We start from the raw sequence: 18,997 nt of genomic DNA on the forward strand, positions 1-18,997 counted from the left end.
GTGCGCTTAAATAGTAAATCATATTTTTTAGATGTAAACAAAAAAGGGCACCCTACACAATTGTGTAGGGTGCCCCATACGTTTAAAATAAGAAGCCGCTTTTGCCGTAAGTCATTACATTGAAAGTTTTAAACCACCACTCCTCAAAGTGGGTGTTTGCAAAGAGTTTCATGTTCGTCCTAACGATTCCGCTAGGCATACCAGTCCGCTCTCTATCTTAAACTCCCTATTACAGATCAAAGGTTAAAACTTAATATTATTACGTACAATGCAGCCTGTATTAATACTATACTGCAACAATGCTTTTTGTGCAACATAGTTGCTTCGTTAAAAAAGTGTAAAAAAAAAGAGTGTAGCGATTTGCTACGCTTCTTTCATTACCTCATGTGTTAATTTTGTTATATCAATTGTTGTATCCTCATTGAGTACATCATTTAAGATGACATCTCGGAAGTAGGCAACACTTGGTTTAAGATCAATTTTTAAAATTCGTTTTAATGCCTGCTGATACATATTAATAAACTCATGATCATTATTTCCACGTTTTAGCTCTGCAAAGGACTCATAGAATTGATCCAGCTTATCTGCAAATTCAAGAAGGCGTCCCTCAATTGTCGCGTCTTTACCTTCTTTTAAGCGCTCTTTGAAGACAGTTTTGAATTCTTCCGGTATTTCACGTGTAATAAAATCCTCCACCATTTTATGTTCAACATGTGCAATCATTTCTTTTAGTTCAGGAGAAGAATGCTTTACAGGTGTTTTAATATCACCGATGAATACTTCGCCATAATCATGATTAATGGTTTTTTCATATAATGATTTCCAATTAATTGTTGCACCATTATTTTCTTCAATAGTTGCAAAAACGAGCGCATATTGAGATACTTTCCAAGAGTGGGCGGCAACGTTGTGTTCCTCGAATTTAAAGCGACCAGGGCAACGAATGATTCTTTCTAAGTCATTTAAGCTCATAAAAAATTTGTGAATTCCCATATAACTTCTCTCCCTTCAATCTCTTTCTGTAATTAAACTATACCCTATTTTCATAAAATAAAACGGTGGCTTACATAGGCTTTAGAAAAGCTTAACAGCATCTTTACAAACGAGGAGGATTAAAATGTTTTATGATTTTATTGTGTATTTACATGTGATTGGAGCCATTTTATCGATTGGTCCATTTTTCGTCTTATTTCCGTTAATGAAACGAATGCAATATGAACAAGATATGGCTGTATTAAAAGGTCATGTGGATGCATTTAGCTTGGCGATTCAAGTAGTAAAGCATGCAGGGCATTTTTTAGTGGGCTTTGGTATTTTGGCTGTGTTATTAGGCGGTTATCCATGGACAACACCATGGATTTTAGTGACGATTATCTTATTAATCAGCTCCGTCATTTATTTAGCACGTGCCTTTAAACCAACGCTACGTACGTTTGGAACGGCTGCGTTTAATCAACAGCGCTTCGTACAAAAGCTGCGCAAGGCTGTGTGGATTTACGTTGTGCTGCTTTTTATTATGCTATGGCTAATGGTGACAAAGCCGATGTTTTGGTAAATAAAAAAAGAAGGAATCCGCCTTGGCGCGATTCCTTCTTTTTTTATAATTATTTTTCTAACACAGGGATAAGCGATTTTGATAATTCGATAGCTGAACGACCTGTTTTTTTATGATCCTCGACGATTGTGAGTAATAAATAATCTTCTTTATCGGCATTAAAGACGAGCACGAAGCTATTTTCTGTACCGTCATAGACACCTTGCTTTTGCTTGATTTCGGCAGTACCTGTTTTTGCTGCTAAGTTGTATGGCAAGCTTTTGAGCGTATTACCTGTTCCACCCTTATGCTTGATTACTTGTTGCATCGCAGCACGCACTTTATGTGCAGACTCAGCACTGACTGCCTGCGTCATTTTTACTTTTGTTCCTTTGACAAGGCGTGGATAGGTCATTTTGCCATCGTTTGCAAAGGCTGTATAGGATACGGCCTGTTGAATAGGGGACATTAATACTTGCCCTTGCCCATATGCTGTATCTGCTAGTAGGATATCAGAATTGAATGTTTTTTCATTTGAAATTTGTGCGGCCTTCATTGAAATCGGTAAATTAAAATCTTTTCCGAACGCAAATTTATTGAAGCCCTCGCGTAATTTCTTTTCACCCATTTCAAGCCCTTCCTTAGCAAAGAAAATATTGTCTGAGTAGATGAGTGCACTCTTATAATCAACGTTTGAGACATCGTCATGTAAACGTGTCACATAGTAAGAGCCCCATTCAGAGCTTTCTTGCCATTTCAACCCTTTAATTTTATGCGTTTTTGTTTCAGTCATTGTACCATTATCTAGACCGACTGCAGCAGTTACCGTTTTTAAGGTCGAGCCCGGCGCATAACGCTGTGCAAAGCGCGTCAGGAATGGCATATTTTCATCATCTGCATATTCTGCATAATCTTCTTGAGAAATACCACGCACCATCTTATTTGGATCATACGATGGCTTGCTTACTAAGGCATTTAGGTCGCCTGTTTTCGGATTGATGATAACCGATGAGCCTGTCGCATCTTCAAGGGCCTTAAATGCCGCCTTTTGTGTTTTAGAATTAATTGTTAAATAAATCGTTTGACCGTCTGTGCGCTCGGCATTTAATAATACATCGCGGACACGACCACTAGAAGTGACCAATGAAATTTGTCCACCATCGACACCACGAAGCTCTTTGTCGAATGTTTTTTCAAGTCCACTTTTACCGATTGTATCGTCTGGATTTAACGCTTTATTCTTTTTCAAATCCTCATCGGTCACTGTGCCTGTATAGCCGATTAAATGTGCAGCTGCTTCACCTAGTGGATAGTAGCGCATATCCTTTGAGCTGTACTTCACGCCATCTAAATCTTTGGCTTCCTTCATATCGATCACCTTAATTGGGACGAAAAGATTGTCGCGTACCCAAGACTGCGCTAATTTTTTCTCTAATGTTTCTACGCTTACGTCAAATGCTTTTGAAATAGCCTTTAAATTTTTATCGCGTGTTTTGCCTTCACCTAGGCCACTCGGTAAAATACCCATTTGATAAAAAGGTGCATTCGTTGCGAGTGGTTGGTCATCTTGGTCGACGATTTGTCCGCGTTCTGCCCGGTCAATCGTGTATGAAATTTTGTCGGTGCTTTGCATATGAGGGAAAATTAATGTTGGGTTCCACTTGATTTTATAGTTGCCGTCATTTTCAATAAGTGGCGCGCTATAGTTCATGCTCGCCATTTTGCCAAGTGCTGTTTCGAGCGTCATCGTATACGTCATCATATAGTGGTCTTTTTTTAATTCCTCGACCTTCATATTGGCTATTTTAATATTCTTTGCACCAATGCCTTTAAAAATGGTCTTGTATTTTTCGACAAGGCTTTCTTCAGTGAAATCATTGTCCGTAATGGAAGCATTCGTTACAAGTGAAGGAATGTCAGCAAACTGCTGTTTTTCTAACAGTGTCTTCCATGCGTCTGCAGCATCTTGTCTTGCAGTAGTTTCTTTATTATTTAACATCATATTGATAATTAAAACTACGACAATAACGACGACGATGCCGAGGAGACTTTTTATTATCATGCTTTTCTTCATCGAAATACCCTCCTTATCTCTTATTATCAGACATTTGTACATAAAAATCATTGATTATTTTGTGTCAATTATACTATTAATGAAAAAAGTGAAAGAAATAGCTAAAAAAATTAAAAAAATTCTACTTTAAACTTCTATTTTGTTTTAAAATAAAGGAAATAGTATCCATATGTCGAATGTAATGACTAGGGCTATACAGTTTCTTCCATAAAAGATGAGGAAACGAGGAGGGAGGATAAAGAATGTTTAATGCAAAACAGTTTGGCGAGCAATTAAAATCATTGCGTGAGACAAGCAATCATTCGATGCTATCATTAGCAAAGCAGATTGGAACATCCGCAAGTCGTATTAAGAGTTGGGAAGTTGGGGAAAGCGTACCTTCTGCAAAATGGATTGTAAAGCTGAGCCAAGCATTGGCGATTTCAACGGACGAACTCTTATTAAACCAAACGACGGAGGACGGCTTGCCGCTACTATCAGATGTAACGAAAAGTCGCAATTCATTGTTGCGTGATTTGAACGAATTAGTACAGCATTTACCGAAACAAGATTTAATGGAATTATACGTTTTGGCTGAGGTGAAGCAAAAGAGTCACACATCGACAGAGGAGATTGAGATTTTACGTGCTTGATTATTAACGAGAAAACGGATTTGCAACAGTGCATTGCCGTTTTCTTTTTTTTCGTTCGATGTATAGTAGAAATTGAGTTTTCAACATAAGGAGAATTTTTATGACAATCGAACAACAGATTTTAGAATGGTTCAACCATTTTCATACACATGCAGAAATTAGCTGGAAAGAAGTCGAAACGACAAAAAAACTAGCGTCTATTTTAGATGACCTTGGCGTCGAATATCGTTTATTTGGTGATGTCACAGGTTTAGTGGCAGAGATTGGTGAAGGCGAAGAATGCGTAGCGGTTCGTGCCGATATTGATGCCCTTTGGCAGGAAGTAAACGGTGAATGGCAGGCGAATCATTCATGCGGTCACGATGCGAACATGGCGATGGTGCTAGGCGCCTTATTACGTCTAAAAGATGAGCCACTACAACATCGCGTGCGCTTTATTTTCCAACCAGCAGAGGAAATGGGCAACGGTGCAGTCGCAGCATTTGAACGCGGTGCAGTCGACGGTGTCTCTCATTTATTCGGCGTTCACCTACGTCCAATTGATGAAATTCCATTTGGTAAAGTAACACCTGCTATGCATCACGGCGCAGCATATTTTTTAACAGGAACGATCCAAGGTGTGGATGCACATGGTGCGCGTCCTCACCAAGGTAAAAATGCTATTGATGTCATTATGGCCATTCAACAAATGCTCCAATCACTTCATGTTTCACCATTTATCCCACATTCTGCGAAGCTGACAAAAATCGTTGCAGATGGTGGGAGTGTCAATATTATTCCAGGCGCAGCCAGCTTTTCAATGGATGTACGTGCACAGGATAATGCAACGCTTGATACGATGCAGCAACATATCGAGCGAGGTCTTGCGGCGATTCGCACGCAGTTTGATATTGATTTACAATGGGATTGGGTGGATTATACGCCGGGTGCAGTCGTATCAGATGAAGCGGCTGACATTGCTGAAAAAGCCATTACAGCTGTTTGTGGCAGTGATGCATTAGCGCCTCATATTTTCACACCAGGTAGTGATGACTTCCATTTCTATACGGTGAAAAAGCCTGAGTTAAAAGCGACGATGATTGGCATCGGTTCTGATTTAGCACCAGGGCTGCATCATCCGTATATGACGTTTAATCATGATGCACTAAATCTGGCATCGAAAGTATTAGCGGAAACATTAAAAACAGCAATTCCATCAAAATTATGTAAATAAAAAAAGAGGCTAGGGAATTGACTCCCGCATAGCCTCTTTTTAATAGATTGCGAAGTTGAGTATATATACTGTACGAGGGCGCCCTTGTTGGTAGCTCATTTCCTCGCCAGCAACGCGTACATAGTCTTTATCGACGAGCTTTTTCAAAATACGCTCTGTCGTACGACGTGTAACTTGTAAATATTCGGATAAATCATGTGCTGTAAATTGAGTATTTTGTCGTCCTTTATTAAAGGCGATGATTTTCGAAATATTTAGCGGGCTTAGCTGTGTTTCCTTTGCTAGCTTCATAATGGATGGATCTTTTATTTGGAGCGCTAAATTTTCATTTTTCTCTTTTAATGGATTGATTAAATTTTTATGTTCATCAATGATGCAGATGCTATTTTGCTTCGTGTATTGCATCGCGTATAGCGCATTTTGTTCGGCTTCATTAATCGATTGACCATAACCAAAAGCCATCTTCACATCAAAGGGTGCCTGCTTTATAAGTTTTTCGAGCTTTTGATGCTCTAAGGCATGATTTAAATGCCCCATTGTCGTGTAAATCTCGACATGTTCTTTGTCAAAAGGCTGCTGAATACCATGGACAATCGAAGTAACGGCATCCGCAAACTCGTTGTGTCCATGTGGGGTTTCAAGCATACCAACGACAACTTTTGCTGATTCTGATTTGGTCATACGAGACAGCGCTTTTGTTTCCTCTAAACGATGTAAAATCGATGTGGAGGAATCCAAAATGCACATCGACGGAATATTGGCCTGCTGTAGTTGTTCATAAACGTTGTGACTACTCGTAATCACATAATCAATTTTTTGCTGCTGCCATAATGACAGATGGGTTTCAAATAATGCTGTATTGTCCATAGCTGTTGTCACTTCATGAATGAAGGGAGCTGCATGTTGATAATCAATATCGAATAATACATTTTCAACAAAGCGACTGTCCATGACATCGATGGATAGACGATGTAGGGGAATAGCATGATTGGCAACGACCGCGAGTAATGTATTTGAAACCGCAAATTCATCCTGCTTTAAATAGGTCCAAGGGATTGGCCAATTCTCCAACATTGGTTTACTATAAAGGTAAGGCAGTGTGCCCGTAATAAAAAGCACATCGCACGGCTTAACGCTTTTTAATAAAGTAGGCGTTTGTGCGGGATGTTTATAAATATAAAAGTCGAGCTCGATATCAGTTATTTGCTGAGCGAGCTTAGTTAACCGTTCTTTAAATGCACGAGAGCTAATTACAGCTACTTTCGTAGACATAGTCATCGTTCCTTTTCATTAATATTGTGTTGCTATTTAACGACTATTTAACGACATCTATTTTAACATAACAGGAGTATCTAACATGAAAATTACACAAATTGAAATCTATGCAATTCACTTACCACTAATCGAGCCTTTTATTATTTCGTATGATCGCTATGATACGATGCCATCAATCATCGTCAAAATGACGACGGATACAGGTGTCATCGGCTACGGAGAGTCTGTACCAGATGATCACGTAACAGGCGAATCATGGGAAAGCACGTATGCAGTATTAAAACACCAATTAGCTCCTGCAGTTATTGGTCAAAATCCAATGGAGTTTGAGAAAATTCATGAAGTAATGAATAAAGTCATTCGTGACGTGCCAGCCGCAAAAGCAGCAATCGATATTGCGTGCTTTGATATTGCCGGTAAGACACTGCAAGTACCAGTATATCAATTAATCGGCGGACGATTCCATAAAAAATTCCCAATCACACATGTACTTAGCATTGGTAGTCCCGAAAAAATGGCCAATGAGGCGGCGGAGCATGTTGAGATGGGCTATCGTTCATTCAAAATGAAGGTCGGTACAGAAGTAATGAAAGACGTCGAGCGCATTAAAGCAGTACGTGAACGTGTCGGTGCCGACATCGCTATTCGTGTAGACGTCAATCAAGGCTGGGTCAATGCCTCAACAACATTACGCGGTTTACGTGCAATGCGCGATTTAGACATCGACTGGTTAGAGCAACCCGTAAAAGCAGATGATATTGACGCGATGGTGGAAATTAAATCAAAAGCAGATGTGTCACTAATGATTGATGAAGGCTTCCATGGCGTAAAAGAAATGCGCGAAATTATCGCAAAACGCGCGGCGGATAAAGTAAATATTAAATTAATGAAATGCGGTGGGATTTATCCAGCAATGAAGTTAGCAGTAATGGCTGAGATGGCTGGTATTGAATGCCAAGTTGGTTCAATGGTTGAATCATCCGTTGGTTCAGCGGCTGGCTTCCACGTTGCATTCTCGAAAAAAAATATGACAAGTGTTGAATTAACCGGTCCATTAAAATTCTCAAAAGACATCGGCGACTTGCACTATGAGGTACCATTTATCGAACTAAACGAAAAACCAGGTTTAGGGGTAACAGTGGATGAAGCCATCTTAGAAGAGCTTTGCAAATTCAAAGATGTTGTAAAGGAGGGCTAGTATGACATTTTATGAAGGCATGCTAGGAGACACGCCTGTAACGATGCAAAAACTAACAATGGCGCATTTAGCAGAACTAGAAATGTTACAGCAAAAAGTGTATGATGCATTACCAGATAAAAATACATTACAGCCACTCTCAACAGCTGAGTTCACAAATATTTTAAGTGGTAATGGCCTGCTAATGGGTGTGTATGCAGAGGATGAACTGATTGCCTTTCGTGCATTACTTGATCCACAAGATGACCCTGAGCATTTAGGCGTCGACTGCGGCGTAGCAAAAGAAAAGTTATCACGCGTTTTTTATCAGGAGATTTCAAATGTCTCACCAGACTGGCGTGGCTACGGCTTACAAAAGCTTATGGCGCAGGTCATTATGGAAGCGGCAGATTTGACGCGCTATGACTATGTTTGTGCGACTGTAAAACCATACAATATTCCAAGCTTAAAAGATAAATTTTCACAGGGCTTAGTCGTGAAAGGCTTAAAATTAAAATACGGCGGTAAATTACGTTATATTTTCTTCAAGGATTTAAAAGCGGCATCACCTATTTATCAGGAAGAAAAAACGATTTCAATGAGTGACACCGAAGCACAGCAGGCATTATTAAAAGCAGGCTATGTTGGTACAGCATTAATTAAAAATAATGACGATTTTGAGATTGTTTATAAAAAGTAGTGAATAAGGTCTAAAAAAAAGCTAAAATGATAGGAGAAGTGAATAGTTTGAATCAGATTCCGGTGATTATTGATTGTGACCCAGGTATTGATGACACGATGATGCTGATGCTCGCATTTGCAAGACCAGAGCTGGATGTGCGTCTTGTGACAACGGAAGCGGGGAACTTAACGATTGATAAAACGACGTATAATGCACTGAGCTTTTTAACGTATATTAACAAGCATGTAGAAGTGGCACGCGGTTTACCACAGCCATTATTTCGTAAGCAAGAAGTAGCGGAAGATATTCACGGTGAGGGCGGTCTTGGCAATGTGAAATGGGCAGACCCTACATTTGAAGCGAGTAAACGTCCAGCAATTCAGGCGATGTATGACACACTTATGCATTCAACAGAGCCGATAACGATTGTTGCGACTGGACCACTAACAAACATCGCCGCACTACTTATTGCACATCCTGAAGTGAAACCAAATATTAAACAAATTTCATGGATGGGCGGTTCTGCAGTCGGTGGTAATATGTCAACAACGGCTGAGTTTAATGCCTATGTAGACCCACATGCAGCGGAGCTTGTTATGCGTGCCGGTGTGCCGATCATTATGAGTGGCCTTGATGTGACACATAAAGCGTATATTACACGTGATGAAATGGCGCATCTACGTACACTTGGGACACCATTCGCCGAAAAAGTGGCGGATATGATGCAGTTTTATACGTTTACACAAAAGCAGACACCTTTTTATGCACCTGGCTTTGAGGAGCAGATTCGCATTCATGATGTGAGTGCGGTGGCCTGTCTTGTCGCACCTGAGCTGTACCGCGGTGATAATTATTTCGTTGAGGTAGAACTAGAGGGGCGTCTGACACAGGGGGCGACGATTGTTGATTATACGAAGCAATCGGGCAAAGAGCCAAATGTGCATGTGCTACACAGCGTTGACCGCGCGGCATTTATCAAACTATTCTTTGAGGCAGTAACAACGATTGGAAAAACGTTGTAAATACTTTTAGGGGGATTTTAGCGCATGTCAAAGAGAATTGTTGTGGTTGGTAGTATTAATATGGATTTAGTATATGAGGTGCCATCGATTGTGAAGGAAGGTCAAACGATTCAAACGACGGACCATCACCTATTTTTCGGTGGAAAGGGCTCAAATCAGGCGATGACAGCCGCACAATTAGGTGCAGATGTCGCCTTCGTCGGGAGTGTCGGCGAAGATGGTTACGGTCAGCAAGCGATTTTCAATTTAGAAGGACAGCATGTGGATACAACCTATATCCATCAACAGGGCTTAACAGGGCAGGCGATTATTCAGCTCTCACATACGGCAGAAAACTCGATTTTACTTTATCCTGGCGCTAATTTTAATGTAACACCTGCACAAATTGATGAAGCAAGTGACGTCATTGAACGAAGCGATATGCTGTTATTACAATTAGAAATTCCGCTACCTGCGATTGAGCGCGCCATCGATATTGCCTATGCGAGCAATACGCAAATTTTCTTAAATCCAGCGCCATCACAGCCATTATCAGATGATATGCTGATGAAAATTGATTATTTAACACCTAACTGTACAGAGCTTGAAAGCTTATCAGGCATTCCGTTTGATGAAGATAATTTGAGCGAAGCCTGTGAAATTTTGATTAATAAAGGAGTCGGCTGCGTTATTGTAACGCTCGGTAAAAAGGGTTCGTATTACTTTACAAGAGACGGACAGCAAGGTTATTTATCATCGAATAAGATGAGACCTGTCGATACAACGGGCGCAGGGGATGCATTTAGTGGCGCATTAGCTGTCGCGCTATTAAACGGGGCTGAACTCGAGGAAGCGATTCATTATGCTTCGGATGTAGCTGGCTATGTTGTCACGCAAAAAGGAGCACAGCCTGAAATTCCATCATCGTATCGTTATCTCGCTCATCAACTATAAACAAGAGACTTTGACATACGTATAACAACCACTCATAGGAGCATAAGAAAAACCGGAATCGCGCTGTGGCGTGGTTCCGGTTTTTTGTTTCGAACGCTAAAAAGGAAAAGTGACGTGTTTTGCCCCAGTCGTTTTTTAGTTCTCGAAAAAGGTTTGATAAATTAAATATAAATTCAAGCAAACGACAAGTGCTGAAATGGCCCAGCCAAGAATCGTCGTAAGTTTATGATTCACTAGAGTAGGCCCCATGATGCGTTTATTGCTCGTAAACATAACGAGTGGAATGAGGGCAAAGGCAATCCCGAATGATAAAATGACCTGGCTCCAAACGAGTGCCTTTGTAGCATTAATGCCGAAAATAATAATCGCAAGTGGCGGAATCATCGTAATGGTCCGGCGCACATAAAGGCGAATACTTTTTTGAATAAAGCCTTGCATGACGACGTCACCAGCGAGTGTACCGACAGATGAACTTGCAAGACCAGCGATTAATAAGCCGAGACCAAATGAAATGGCGGCAGTTGGGCCTAAAAGCTCGTGGAATGAATTGTAGGCGACATCTAAGTCTTCGATATGAAGGCCGCGTGTATGGAAGGTGGCAGCGGCAATAATAAGCATTGCCATATTGATAGCACCTGCGACAATCATCGCGAAAATAATATCGATTAATTCAAAGCGGAAAACACGTTTTTTCAGCTCCGGTGTTTCTGCTTTTACACGATGCTGCGTCAGCGATGAATGTAAGTAAATCGCGTGTGGCATCACTGTCGCACCAAGAATCCCTGTAGCAAGTAATAATGAATTGACGCCATCAAAGGCAGGGAATAGGCCGCCTACAACGTCACCAACATTTGGATCGGCGATAAATAACTGTACCGCAAACGCGAGCACGACCATAACAACCATTGCTGAAACACCAGCCTCAAAGGCACGTACACCACGGCGCTGTAACTCTAAAATCGCAAATGAGCCAATCGCGGTAATAATGGCCGCTGGAATCATCGGAATGTTAAATAATAAATATAAACCAAGTGCTGCACCGATAAACTCTGCTAAATCAGTCGCCATAATGACCAATTCAGCTTGAATCCATAACATGATAGAAGTTTTTTTTGAAAAGTTCTCACGCGCTACTTCGGGTAAGTTTTTGCCAGTCGCAATGCCAAGCTTTGCAGAGAGTGATTGAATAAGCACTGCCATCAAATTAGAGATGACAATAACCCATAGTAATAAATAGCCGTATTCAGAACCTGCAGTAATATTCGTTGCAAAGTTACCAGGATCAATATAGGCAACCGCAGCGATAAAAGCAGGTCCGAGAAATGGCAAAATTCTTTTGAATCCTTTGACGTTCCCATTCAATACAGCTTCAGCAGAAGGACGTTTATAAGGATGGAAAAGTGGAATCTTCATTTGAGCCATTGTAGTTTCCTTCTTCCTTTATTTTTTCTTATAGTACAAAAAGTTTCCTTTGGGAAAATTATAGTTACAGTCTACTGCTAATCTTAAAATTTGTAAAGTCCTACTTTAATGGACAAAATCCACATACCATGAGTCCGGGTACATCCTTTGAAAAGCAACACGTTTTACGAACAGGCACATTGATTAGAGAGGATGGATGCACACCATTTGTATAGCGATGCCAGATAGAATGTTCAGAAATACCTTGCCAGACGTCCTCTGCCTCTAAAATATCAACGATTTCACGTGCGGTATCATGCGTTAATGGATTTTGTAGTAGCGTATGAAAATGCCACAGCATATAGCCAAAAATATTTTCCCAAATAAGAAGCGGAGAAATCGCTGTAATGGCGCGTAGTGCTTTGACAACTGGCAGGCATTGCTCATGTAAAATTGTATGAATGGCCTCGTAGCGCTCATCCTCATCGACGAAATCCCAGTCGTCACTATTAGCCGTCATAGAGAGGGAGCGGCGCCCGTATTCTTCGCGTGCAATAAAACCAATAGCCGAAAAATCGCCTTGCCAAACTTCCTCGTAGGCCGTCATCATATAAAATTGCATGGAAATAAACATGCCGTAGCGCTTTGTAAAGTAAGAAAGTGCTACTGTTTCATTTGTGTTATCACTGAAAACTTGAGCCATTCTCAGCAAATCTAATTTGAAATTCTCATTTAGAACGTCTTCTAAAGAGAAAAGTTTTTGTTCCATTTCATCGGGGTAAATACTGTATGAATGCAGTTGTATCAACTGGTCACGCGATAATGCTGACATAGAAAAATCTCCACCTTTATAAAAAAATTTAAACTATTTTCTCAAATAGTCTTGACTATTCAATTGAGAAAGATTATCATTATCACATAAAGAAAAACTCCTTCTCTTCAATTGCAACTTTGAGAAGATTCATGATTAGCTACTTTTCTCCAAATCTTAGTTAATCTACGTACTATTCTTAACCCCCCTCAAAAGTTTTGAATAGAACGAACACTCCCGGAACGCTCGGTTTTCGCCAACCATAGCGTTCTTTTTTTGTGCGTAAAAAGGACGCTTAATGGACCTTCTTTTTCAGTAGCATTGTATGATAACTATGAATAAACATGCCAAGAATAATAACGACAAGACCGATAAGTGCCATTGTCGATGGTAGCGCGACATTTAATAAAATCATTTCACCGATAATAACAAAAATAATTTCAGCAGATTGTGTGGCTTCAACCGCCGCGAGCTTTCCTTGGTCACTACGCACCCGATCGGTCGCAATGAAAAATAATACGGTCGCTACAATGCCCGAGCTGATTGCGACAATAAATGAATTGATGACTTGACTCATTGACGGAAACCCGACTGTCATTAGCGCATAAATCGCCATGACTATCCATGCAGGCATCGATGCAATCGTCATGCCCAGAACACGGCTAAAGGTATCAAGACGTCCATCACAAAGGTCCATCATTTTACGATTGCCGAGTGGGTAAGCAAACGCAGCAATGAGGACAGGGATTAATCCAAGCAGTAAATCTTTAGAGCCGACAGAGGAGATGCTCGGAATTTGAATCAAGACGATACCGACTAAAATAATACAGGAAATGCCGAGTGACGTAACGGGAATCTGTTGCCGCACCCGTTGACCAGTTGCTGTATGTATAAAAAACAGTGGTGCGAGTAGCACCCCGGCAACAATCGTAAACTGCCATGTACCGGATACGAGCCAGCCTGGACCATATGCGGCTGCAAATGTGAGCGGTGCATAAAATAAAACGAAGCCTACAAAGCTCCACAGTAACCACTGTATGGGAGCTTTTTTCATTTCAGTCGTCATCGGTTTTACATTATGCTGCATGGCGACAATGATAAATAAAAAGGGTAGCATAAAGAAATAACGTAGCGACGAACTCCAAAGCCAGCTACCACCATCAAGCTCCATCGCATGATTTAAAATGAACGTCACTGCAAAAAATAATGCGGCGAGTACGCCAAGAAGAATTTCAAACATAGTAGACTCCTTTCATGCTTTAACAATGGATTAGCATTAGTGTACACAAAAATAATCGAGATGTATTGTAAATGTCGAAAAATACAGATAATGATGTGCATAAAAATGAGGCTAGGACATACGTCGGAAACAACCGCTTGTGCATAAGAAAAACCGGAATCGCGCTGTGCGGTTCCGGTTTTTCGTTGCGAACGCTAAAAAAGCAACATGACGTGTTTTGTCCCAGCCTCTATTTATATGTTAAGCTTGTGCCTCGTAAAGTTTGATCATTTCAATCATTACTTCCGTTGCTTTAACCATTGTTTCAGCTGACACGTATTCGTATTTACCGTGCATATTTTCGCCGCCAGCGAAAATATTTGGTGTCGGTAAGCCCATATAAGAAAGTTGAGAGCCATCTGTACCACCGCGAATTGGTTTTACGATTGGTGTAATACCTAAGTTTGTCATCGCTTTGTGTGCGATATCAACGATATGTTTTACAGGTTCAATTTTGTCGCCCATATTGTAATATTGGTCGCCCATATCAAGTACGACAGCATCAGCACCGTACTCGGCTTTTAACTGCTCAGCGGCTTGTTGTACAAGTGCTTTTTTCGCTTCAAATTGGTCATGGTCGTGGTCACGGATAATATATTCCATTTCCGTTTTTTCGATAGTACCATTGAATTCCATTAAGTGAATGAAACCATCGCGGCCGTCTGTTAATTCAGGAACCGCATCTTTAGGCATCATTTCTTGGAATTTAATCGCAGCAGTAATTGAGTTTACCATTTTATTTTTAGCTGAACCAGGGTGTACATTTGTACCGAAAGTTGTGACTTTCGCGTACGCTGCATTGAAGCTCTCATATTCTAATTCACCTAGTGGACCACCATCCATTGTATAAGCGAAGTCTGCATTAAAGCGTTTGACGTCAAATTTATGTGGGCCACGACCGATTTCCTCATCTGGTGTGAAGCCAACGCGTAGCTCGCCATGTTTGATTTCTGGATGTTGAATTAAATATTCCATTGCTGTCATAATTTCAACGATACCGGCTTTATCATCTGCGCCAAGTAATGTTGTACCGTCTGTTGTGATGAGTGTTTGACCAACATAACCTGCAAGCTCAGGTGACATAGAAGGTGATAGTACGACGTCGTCATTTAATTGTAAATCGCCGCCGTCATAGTTGTCCCAGCGCTTTGGATTCACGTTTGTGCCAGTGAAATCTGTTGCAGTATCAACATGTGCTAAGAAACCGATTGTTGGGATTTCTTTGTCTGTGTTTGCTGGTAGTGTCGCAAATAAATAACCATATTCATCTACAGTTACATCTTGCATGCCAATTTCTTTTAGCTCTGCTTCAAGTAAGTGTAGTAAATCCCATTGTTTTTTCGTTGATGGTGTTGTTTCGCTCGCTGCATTTGATTGCGTATCAACTTTTGCATAGCGCACTAAGCGTTCAATAACTGTTTCTTTCATTCTTAAAAACCCTCCTAATAAATGACGAATGTAGCTTTATGACGTAATTTTAAAAAAATAAAGACTATTCTAACGTTATTCTAACACTTTATTTGGCAAACCGAAATAACTTACGATACTTAGGCTAAATAAAAGCGATGCGCAATAATAAGGCGTCATGATGAGCGCATTTAGGTTACTAAGTGGCGTAATGAAGTTGTTGATGGCAAACAGTAAATTAGCTGAGGCAAAGGACAGTGTTGCGGTAATGATCATCCATTGACGTGTGTGGAAAGAGGCCCAAAGCATCGTTAATGTAATCGCAATGTAGAGGCTAATAACTAGACTAAGCATATAGAGGTGATCTTTCATAATGTTGCCAACGACCCAACCGATAATAATCGCTGCAACCATCACAAGTGCGATGAGCAGGGATTTAGGTGGCGTTTTCCATGGCATCGTGAAAAATGCTCGAAGAAAGTATAGTTGACCTGCGGCGAAAAACATTAAGCTAAACACTAAGTATGGCAGTGTCGCCGTCCCGCAAGTAATCAAAATTAGCGCTACAATAACCGAACGTGAGTAGCTCTCCTGTCGTAGATCATGGAAGCGGTATGCAAGAAGAATGATGAAGAGCATCGGAATAACCTTGAAAATTTGCTTGATGAAATATGCTTCATCAAGCGGCATAAAATGTACAGCATACATTGCCGATGCAATTGCGCCAATGATATAGAAGGTTTTCATAAACATTCCTCCATTCAAAAGCGAATTAGTTGTTTTATTCCCGAAATACCTCTAAAATGAAACTTTTTACATACATATTCCGTATAAAAAGTATCGAGATTTGGGAGGGAACTAAAAATGATTATGACGTTTGTTATTGCAGCAATTTTTGCGGCGATATCCGCCATTTTAATCGTACCTTTGACGGGCAAAACAAAGGAAGGCGATTTTAAATGGGGCTTTAAGGCAGCGTTTTTCGGCGGGGTCTTTGTCCTCGCATTTATCGTGTTCGGACTTATTTTCTACATTACAAAGATTGACCAAAACTGGACAGCACTATGGCCAGCATTTTTCATTCTAGCAATTATCGGTAGTGCATTTTCTGCTGGTCTGGAGCAAAAGGTGAAGTTGGTCGTTGGGGTAGCGAGTGTATTATTTGCAGGCTATATGCTACTTGCGCCCATGCTAAATGCGAATGATAAATACGACTCAGCAAAAATGGCGACAAAAACAGAGCTAAAAGCATTCGATGAAACGAAAACGCCAGCGAGTGTGCCACCAAAATATGCACGTAATAAGATGAAAAAGGCCTTTAGTCAAGTGCCGAATACAAGTTATTATGAGCTAGGCAATCTACAAATTCAAAAGGTAAACGGTGAGTTTGTCTATATTGCGCCAGTCGAGTTCTCAGATTTCTGGAAATGGTTTAAAGGGAATACATCACCAGGTTACTTTATGGTGAGTGCTACGGATTCATCAGCTAATCCGAAATTCGTCAAATCAGAAATGAAGTATGCAGAGTCTGCGTACTTAAATAACAATGTCGAGCGTTATATGCGTCTGCATAATCCAACGAAAATTTTCAACGGCGATGTTCAACTTGAAGTCGATGATGACGGTAAGCCGTATTATATCCGCACATATGGTGAATTTATCTCGGCACGTAACGGCTTTGCGCCAAAAGGGATTGTTATGGTAGATGCGGCGTCAGGGAATATTAAAACGTATGCACTAAAAGATGTACCAGCATTTATTGACGGCGCGGTGTCACCAGAAGCGGTGAGCCTACAAAATAGCTACTTCGGTAAATATGTACATGGTTATTTCAATACGATTTTCGGTAAACGTGACATCAAGCTTCCTTCAGATGAAGGGACAGAAGCAAATGTAAGTCCTGTATTTGATGAAAAAGGGGATATGTATTATTTCACTGATTTCACAAGTCCAAAAGAGGGTGTGGACTCAATGCTTGGTTATTCATTAACGAATGCACGTACAGGCGAGGCCACGTATTATACAGGGAATAAAGACGAAGCGTATATGGATTCAGAAGGTGCGCTTCAAGTAGTTGAGAAGAAATTCGTTGAGAAGAAATGGGAGGGCTCAATGCCGCTTCTGTATAATTTCTACGGTGAGGCAAGCTGGTTAGTACCGGTGCTTGATTCAAATGGCTTCTTACAAAACTACTACATCGTGTCAGCAGCAAATCCTGAGATTGCCGTAACAGGCGCTACACCAAATGAAGCACTGCGTCAGTATAAAACCGTGCTAAGTCGTACTGGCTCATCAAGTACAGTAAATGGTAGCTCATCACAGGAAGAAAAAACAGCGACAGGTAAAGTGGTACGTGTCTATAAAGAGCAAAATGGTGACTTCACAAATGTTTCCTTCTTATTAGATAATGGCGATAACTATATCGTGTCAACGGAAGTCGCACCGCTTGCGGTTTATTTACAGGAAAAGGATAAAGTAGAAGTAACGTATATTAATTCTGCAGATGTCTTCCTACCAGTAAAAGAATTAAAAGTGGATAGCTTACTAGAAAAAGAATAAACAAAAAGAGGTTTTGACATACGTGTAAAGCCGCTCCTGTGAGCATAAAAAAACCGGAATCGCGCTGTGGCGCGGTTCCGGTTTTTCATTGCGAACGCGAAAAAAGGAAAAGACGTGTTTTGTCCGAGTCTCTTTTTTAATGCGCTTATTTCCACGTAAAGCCTTTTGAAGCTAAGAAATCCTTCATATGTGGACGCTGTTGTTTCACTAAGTAATCGGCCATTTGACGTGTCCAGTTTTCATTCTTTTGGTTGGCATTACGGTTTAAGTAATAGTTATTTAAGTCTTCATCATATTGAGATAAAAGCGCATCATACTTTTCAACATCATAGCCATTTTCGTGGACGATAGCATCGATTGGTAGACGTGGTTTTGAATCATTTGTTTTTGTCGGTGTACCAAGTGTCATCGCAAACATTGGGAACACGTACTCAGGCAAGTTAAATAGCTCGCTAATTTCTGCGGCTCCCGTACGTGCACCACCGATATAGCAAATGCCATAGCCTTCTGATTCAGCGGCTACAACGAAGTTTTGTGCGAATAAGCCAACATCATTGACACCAACTAAAATATTTTCGGCCGTATCTGCCGTAATATCGACACCGTATTTTTGACCAGCGATTTGTAGGCGCTTGAAGTCGACGCAAAATAGTAGTGAGGCGCCAGCAGTTTTAAATTGGAAGTCATTTTTTGAAAGCTCGCCGAGTTTTTGTTTTTTCTCTTCATCGGTCACATAGATGACGCTATAGGCTTGGACGAAATGAGAAGTGGCTGCCATTTGAGCGGTCTCTAACATTTCATATACTTTTTCTTTCGGAATTTCTTCGCCTGTATATTTACGCACCGATGTGTGATTGCGTAATTGCTGTTGTACATCATTCATTAAAAAAGCCCCCTATATGTAAGTTTGTAAATCCAGTTTAACTATAACGGATTTTGCCATTTAGTGGCTACCAAAAGCGCTTTGAATTTATGAAAAAAGAGCGCTCATTTTTGAA

General features: G+C 40.6%; 17 protein-coding genes and 1 other RNA gene. 8 read left to right on the plus strand and 10 right to left on the minus strand.

All coding sequences use genetic code 11. The annotated features are described in order from the left end of the window. Positions 1 to 88: 88 nt before the first annotated feature. Together ssrS and KTHG_RS00500 are read right to left on the minus strand one after the other, a co-directional pair. A non-coding RNA gene (ssrS, locus tag KTHG_RS00495) (6S RNA) lies at positions 89 to 280 on the minus strand. A gap of 83 nt (positions 281 to 363) precedes the next feature. Then, a complete protein-coding gene (locus KTHG_RS00500) occupies positions 364 to 993 on the minus strand; it encodes a YfbR-like 5'-deoxynucleotidase (protein WP_020188951.1) in 630 nt (209 codons plus the stop codon). Between the two features lie 124 nt (positions 994 to 1,117). Here KTHG_RS00500 and KTHG_RS00505 point away from each other — a divergent pair, with 124 nt between their 5' ends. Next, positions 1,118 to 1,555, plus strand: coding sequence for a hypothetical protein (locus tag KTHG_RS00505; protein ID WP_020188952.1), 438 nt, complete (start codon positions 1,118 to 1,120; stop codon positions 1,553 to 1,555). A 49-nt stretch (positions 1,556 to 1,604) separates the two neighbouring features. Here KTHG_RS00505 and pbp4 read toward each other — a convergent pair whose 3' ends face one another. Next, positions 1,605 to 3,608, minus strand: a complete 2,004-nt coding sequence (pbp4, locus tag KTHG_RS00510; RefSeq protein ID WP_020188953.1) for a penicillin-binding protein PBP4(5) — start codon at positions 3,606 to 3,608, stop codon at positions 1,605 to 1,607. Between the two features lie 242 nt (positions 3,609 to 3,850). Here pbp4 and KTHG_RS00515 point away from each other — a divergent pair, with 242 nt between their 5' ends. Both KTHG_RS00515 and KTHG_RS00520 read left to right on the plus strand, forming a co-directional pair. Continuing rightward, on the plus strand, positions 3,851 to 4,240 hold the full coding sequence (locus KTHG_RS00515) for a helix-turn-helix domain-containing protein (RefSeq protein WP_020188955.1): 390 nt from the start codon (positions 3,851 to 3,853) through the stop codon (positions 4,238 to 4,240). Between the two features lie 100 nt (positions 4,241 to 4,340). Further along, positions 4,341 to 5,453 carry an amidohydrolase gene (locus KTHG_RS00520; RefSeq protein WP_020188956.1) on the plus strand — a complete coding sequence of 371 codons (1,113 nt, stop codon included), beginning with the start codon at positions 4,341 to 4,343 and terminating at the stop codon, positions 5,451 to 5,453. A gap of 39 nt (positions 5,454 to 5,492) precedes the next feature. On the opposite strand, the gene KTHG_RS00525 is transcribed toward KTHG_RS00520, so the two are convergent. Further along, positions 5,493 to 6,725, minus strand: a complete 1,233-nt coding sequence (locus tag KTHG_RS00525; protein WP_020188957.1) for a hypothetical protein — start codon at positions 6,723 to 6,725, stop codon at positions 5,493 to 5,495. 85 nt (positions 6,726 to 6,810) lie between these two features. On the opposite strand from KTHG_RS00525, the gene KTHG_RS00530 reads away from it, so the two are divergent. Genes KTHG_RS00530 through rbsK form a run of 4 tightly spaced genes read left to right on the plus strand, consistent with a single transcriptional unit; the run spans position 6,811 to position 10,542 of the window. Next, positions 6,811 to 7,926, plus strand: a complete 1,116-nt coding sequence (locus KTHG_RS00530) for a mandelate racemase/muconate lactonizing enzyme family protein (RefSeq protein ID WP_020188958.1) — start codon at positions 6,811 to 6,813, stop codon at positions 7,924 to 7,926. Position 7,927: 1 nt separating this feature from the next. Further along, the gene (locus tag KTHG_RS00535; RefSeq protein WP_020188959.1) at positions 7,928 to 8,605 is read left to right on the plus strand and encodes an N-acetyltransferase; all 678 of its coding nucleotides are present in this window, start codon (positions 7,928 to 7,930) and stop codon (positions 8,603 to 8,605) included. Between the two features lie 38 nt (positions 8,606 to 8,643). Further along, positions 8,644 to 9,609, plus strand: coding sequence for a nucleoside hydrolase (locus tag KTHG_RS00540; protein WP_255512321.1), 966 nt, complete (start codon positions 8,644 to 8,646; stop codon positions 9,607 to 9,609). 24 nt (positions 9,610 to 9,633) lie between these two features. Beyond that, positions 9,634 to 10,542: a ribokinase gene (rbsK, locus tag KTHG_RS00545; RefSeq protein ID WP_020188961.1), complete on the plus strand. Its 909-nt coding sequence runs from the start codon at positions 9,634 to 9,636 to the stop codon at positions 10,540 to 10,542. Between the two features lie 135 nt (positions 10,543 to 10,677). Here the strand turns inward: rbsK and KTHG_RS00550 are convergent, their stop codons facing one another. From KTHG_RS00550 to KTHG_RS00570, 5 genes are all read right to left on the minus strand, one after another. Beyond that, positions 10,678 to 11,964 carry an Nramp family divalent metal transporter gene (locus KTHG_RS00550; protein WP_020188962.1) on the minus strand — a complete coding sequence of 429 codons (1,287 nt, stop codon included), beginning with the start codon at positions 11,962 to 11,964 and terminating at the stop codon, positions 10,678 to 10,680. 100 nt (positions 11,965 to 12,064) lie between these two features. Continuing rightward, entirely contained in the window at positions 12,065 to 12,775 is a 711-nt protein-coding gene (locus KTHG_RS00555) for a hypothetical protein (RefSeq protein WP_020188963.1), read from the minus strand. A gap of 274 nt (positions 12,776 to 13,049) precedes the next feature. Next, positions 13,050 to 13,994, minus strand: a complete 945-nt coding sequence (locus tag KTHG_RS00560; protein WP_020188964.1) for a DMT family transporter — start codon at positions 13,992 to 13,994, stop codon at positions 13,050 to 13,052. Between the two features lie 240 nt (positions 13,995 to 14,234). After that, on the minus strand, positions 14,235 to 15,461 hold the full coding sequence (pepT, locus tag KTHG_RS00565; protein WP_020188965.1) for a peptidase T: 1,227 nt from the start codon (positions 15,459 to 15,461) through the stop codon (positions 14,235 to 14,237). A gap of 75 nt (positions 15,462 to 15,536) precedes the next feature. Continuing rightward, on the minus strand, positions 15,537 to 16,187 hold the full coding sequence (locus KTHG_RS00570) for a lysoplasmalogenase family protein (RefSeq protein ID WP_020188966.1): 651 nt from the start codon (positions 16,185 to 16,187) through the stop codon (positions 15,537 to 15,539). Between the two features lie 117 nt (positions 16,188 to 16,304). Here KTHG_RS00570 and KTHG_RS00575 point away from each other — a divergent pair, with 117 nt between their 5' ends. Continuing rightward, positions 16,305 to 17,999, plus strand: coding sequence for a membrane protein (locus KTHG_RS00575; protein ID WP_020188967.1), 1,695 nt, complete (start codon positions 16,305 to 16,307; stop codon positions 17,997 to 17,999). A 145-nt stretch (positions 18,000 to 18,144) separates the two neighbouring features. Here KTHG_RS00575 and nfsA read toward each other — a convergent pair whose 3' ends face one another. After that, positions 18,145 to 18,882, minus strand: a complete 738-nt coding sequence (nfsA, locus tag KTHG_RS00580; protein WP_020188968.1) for an oxygen-insensitive NADPH nitroreductase — start codon at positions 18,880 to 18,882, stop codon at positions 18,145 to 18,147. Between the last annotated feature and the right edge of the window lie 115 nt (positions 18,883 to 18,997).

It is taken from the genome of Kurthia sp. Dielmo, from assembly GCF_000307285.2.
GTDB lineage: Bacteria > Bacillota > Bacilli > Bacillales_A > Planococcaceae > Kurthia > Kurthia populi.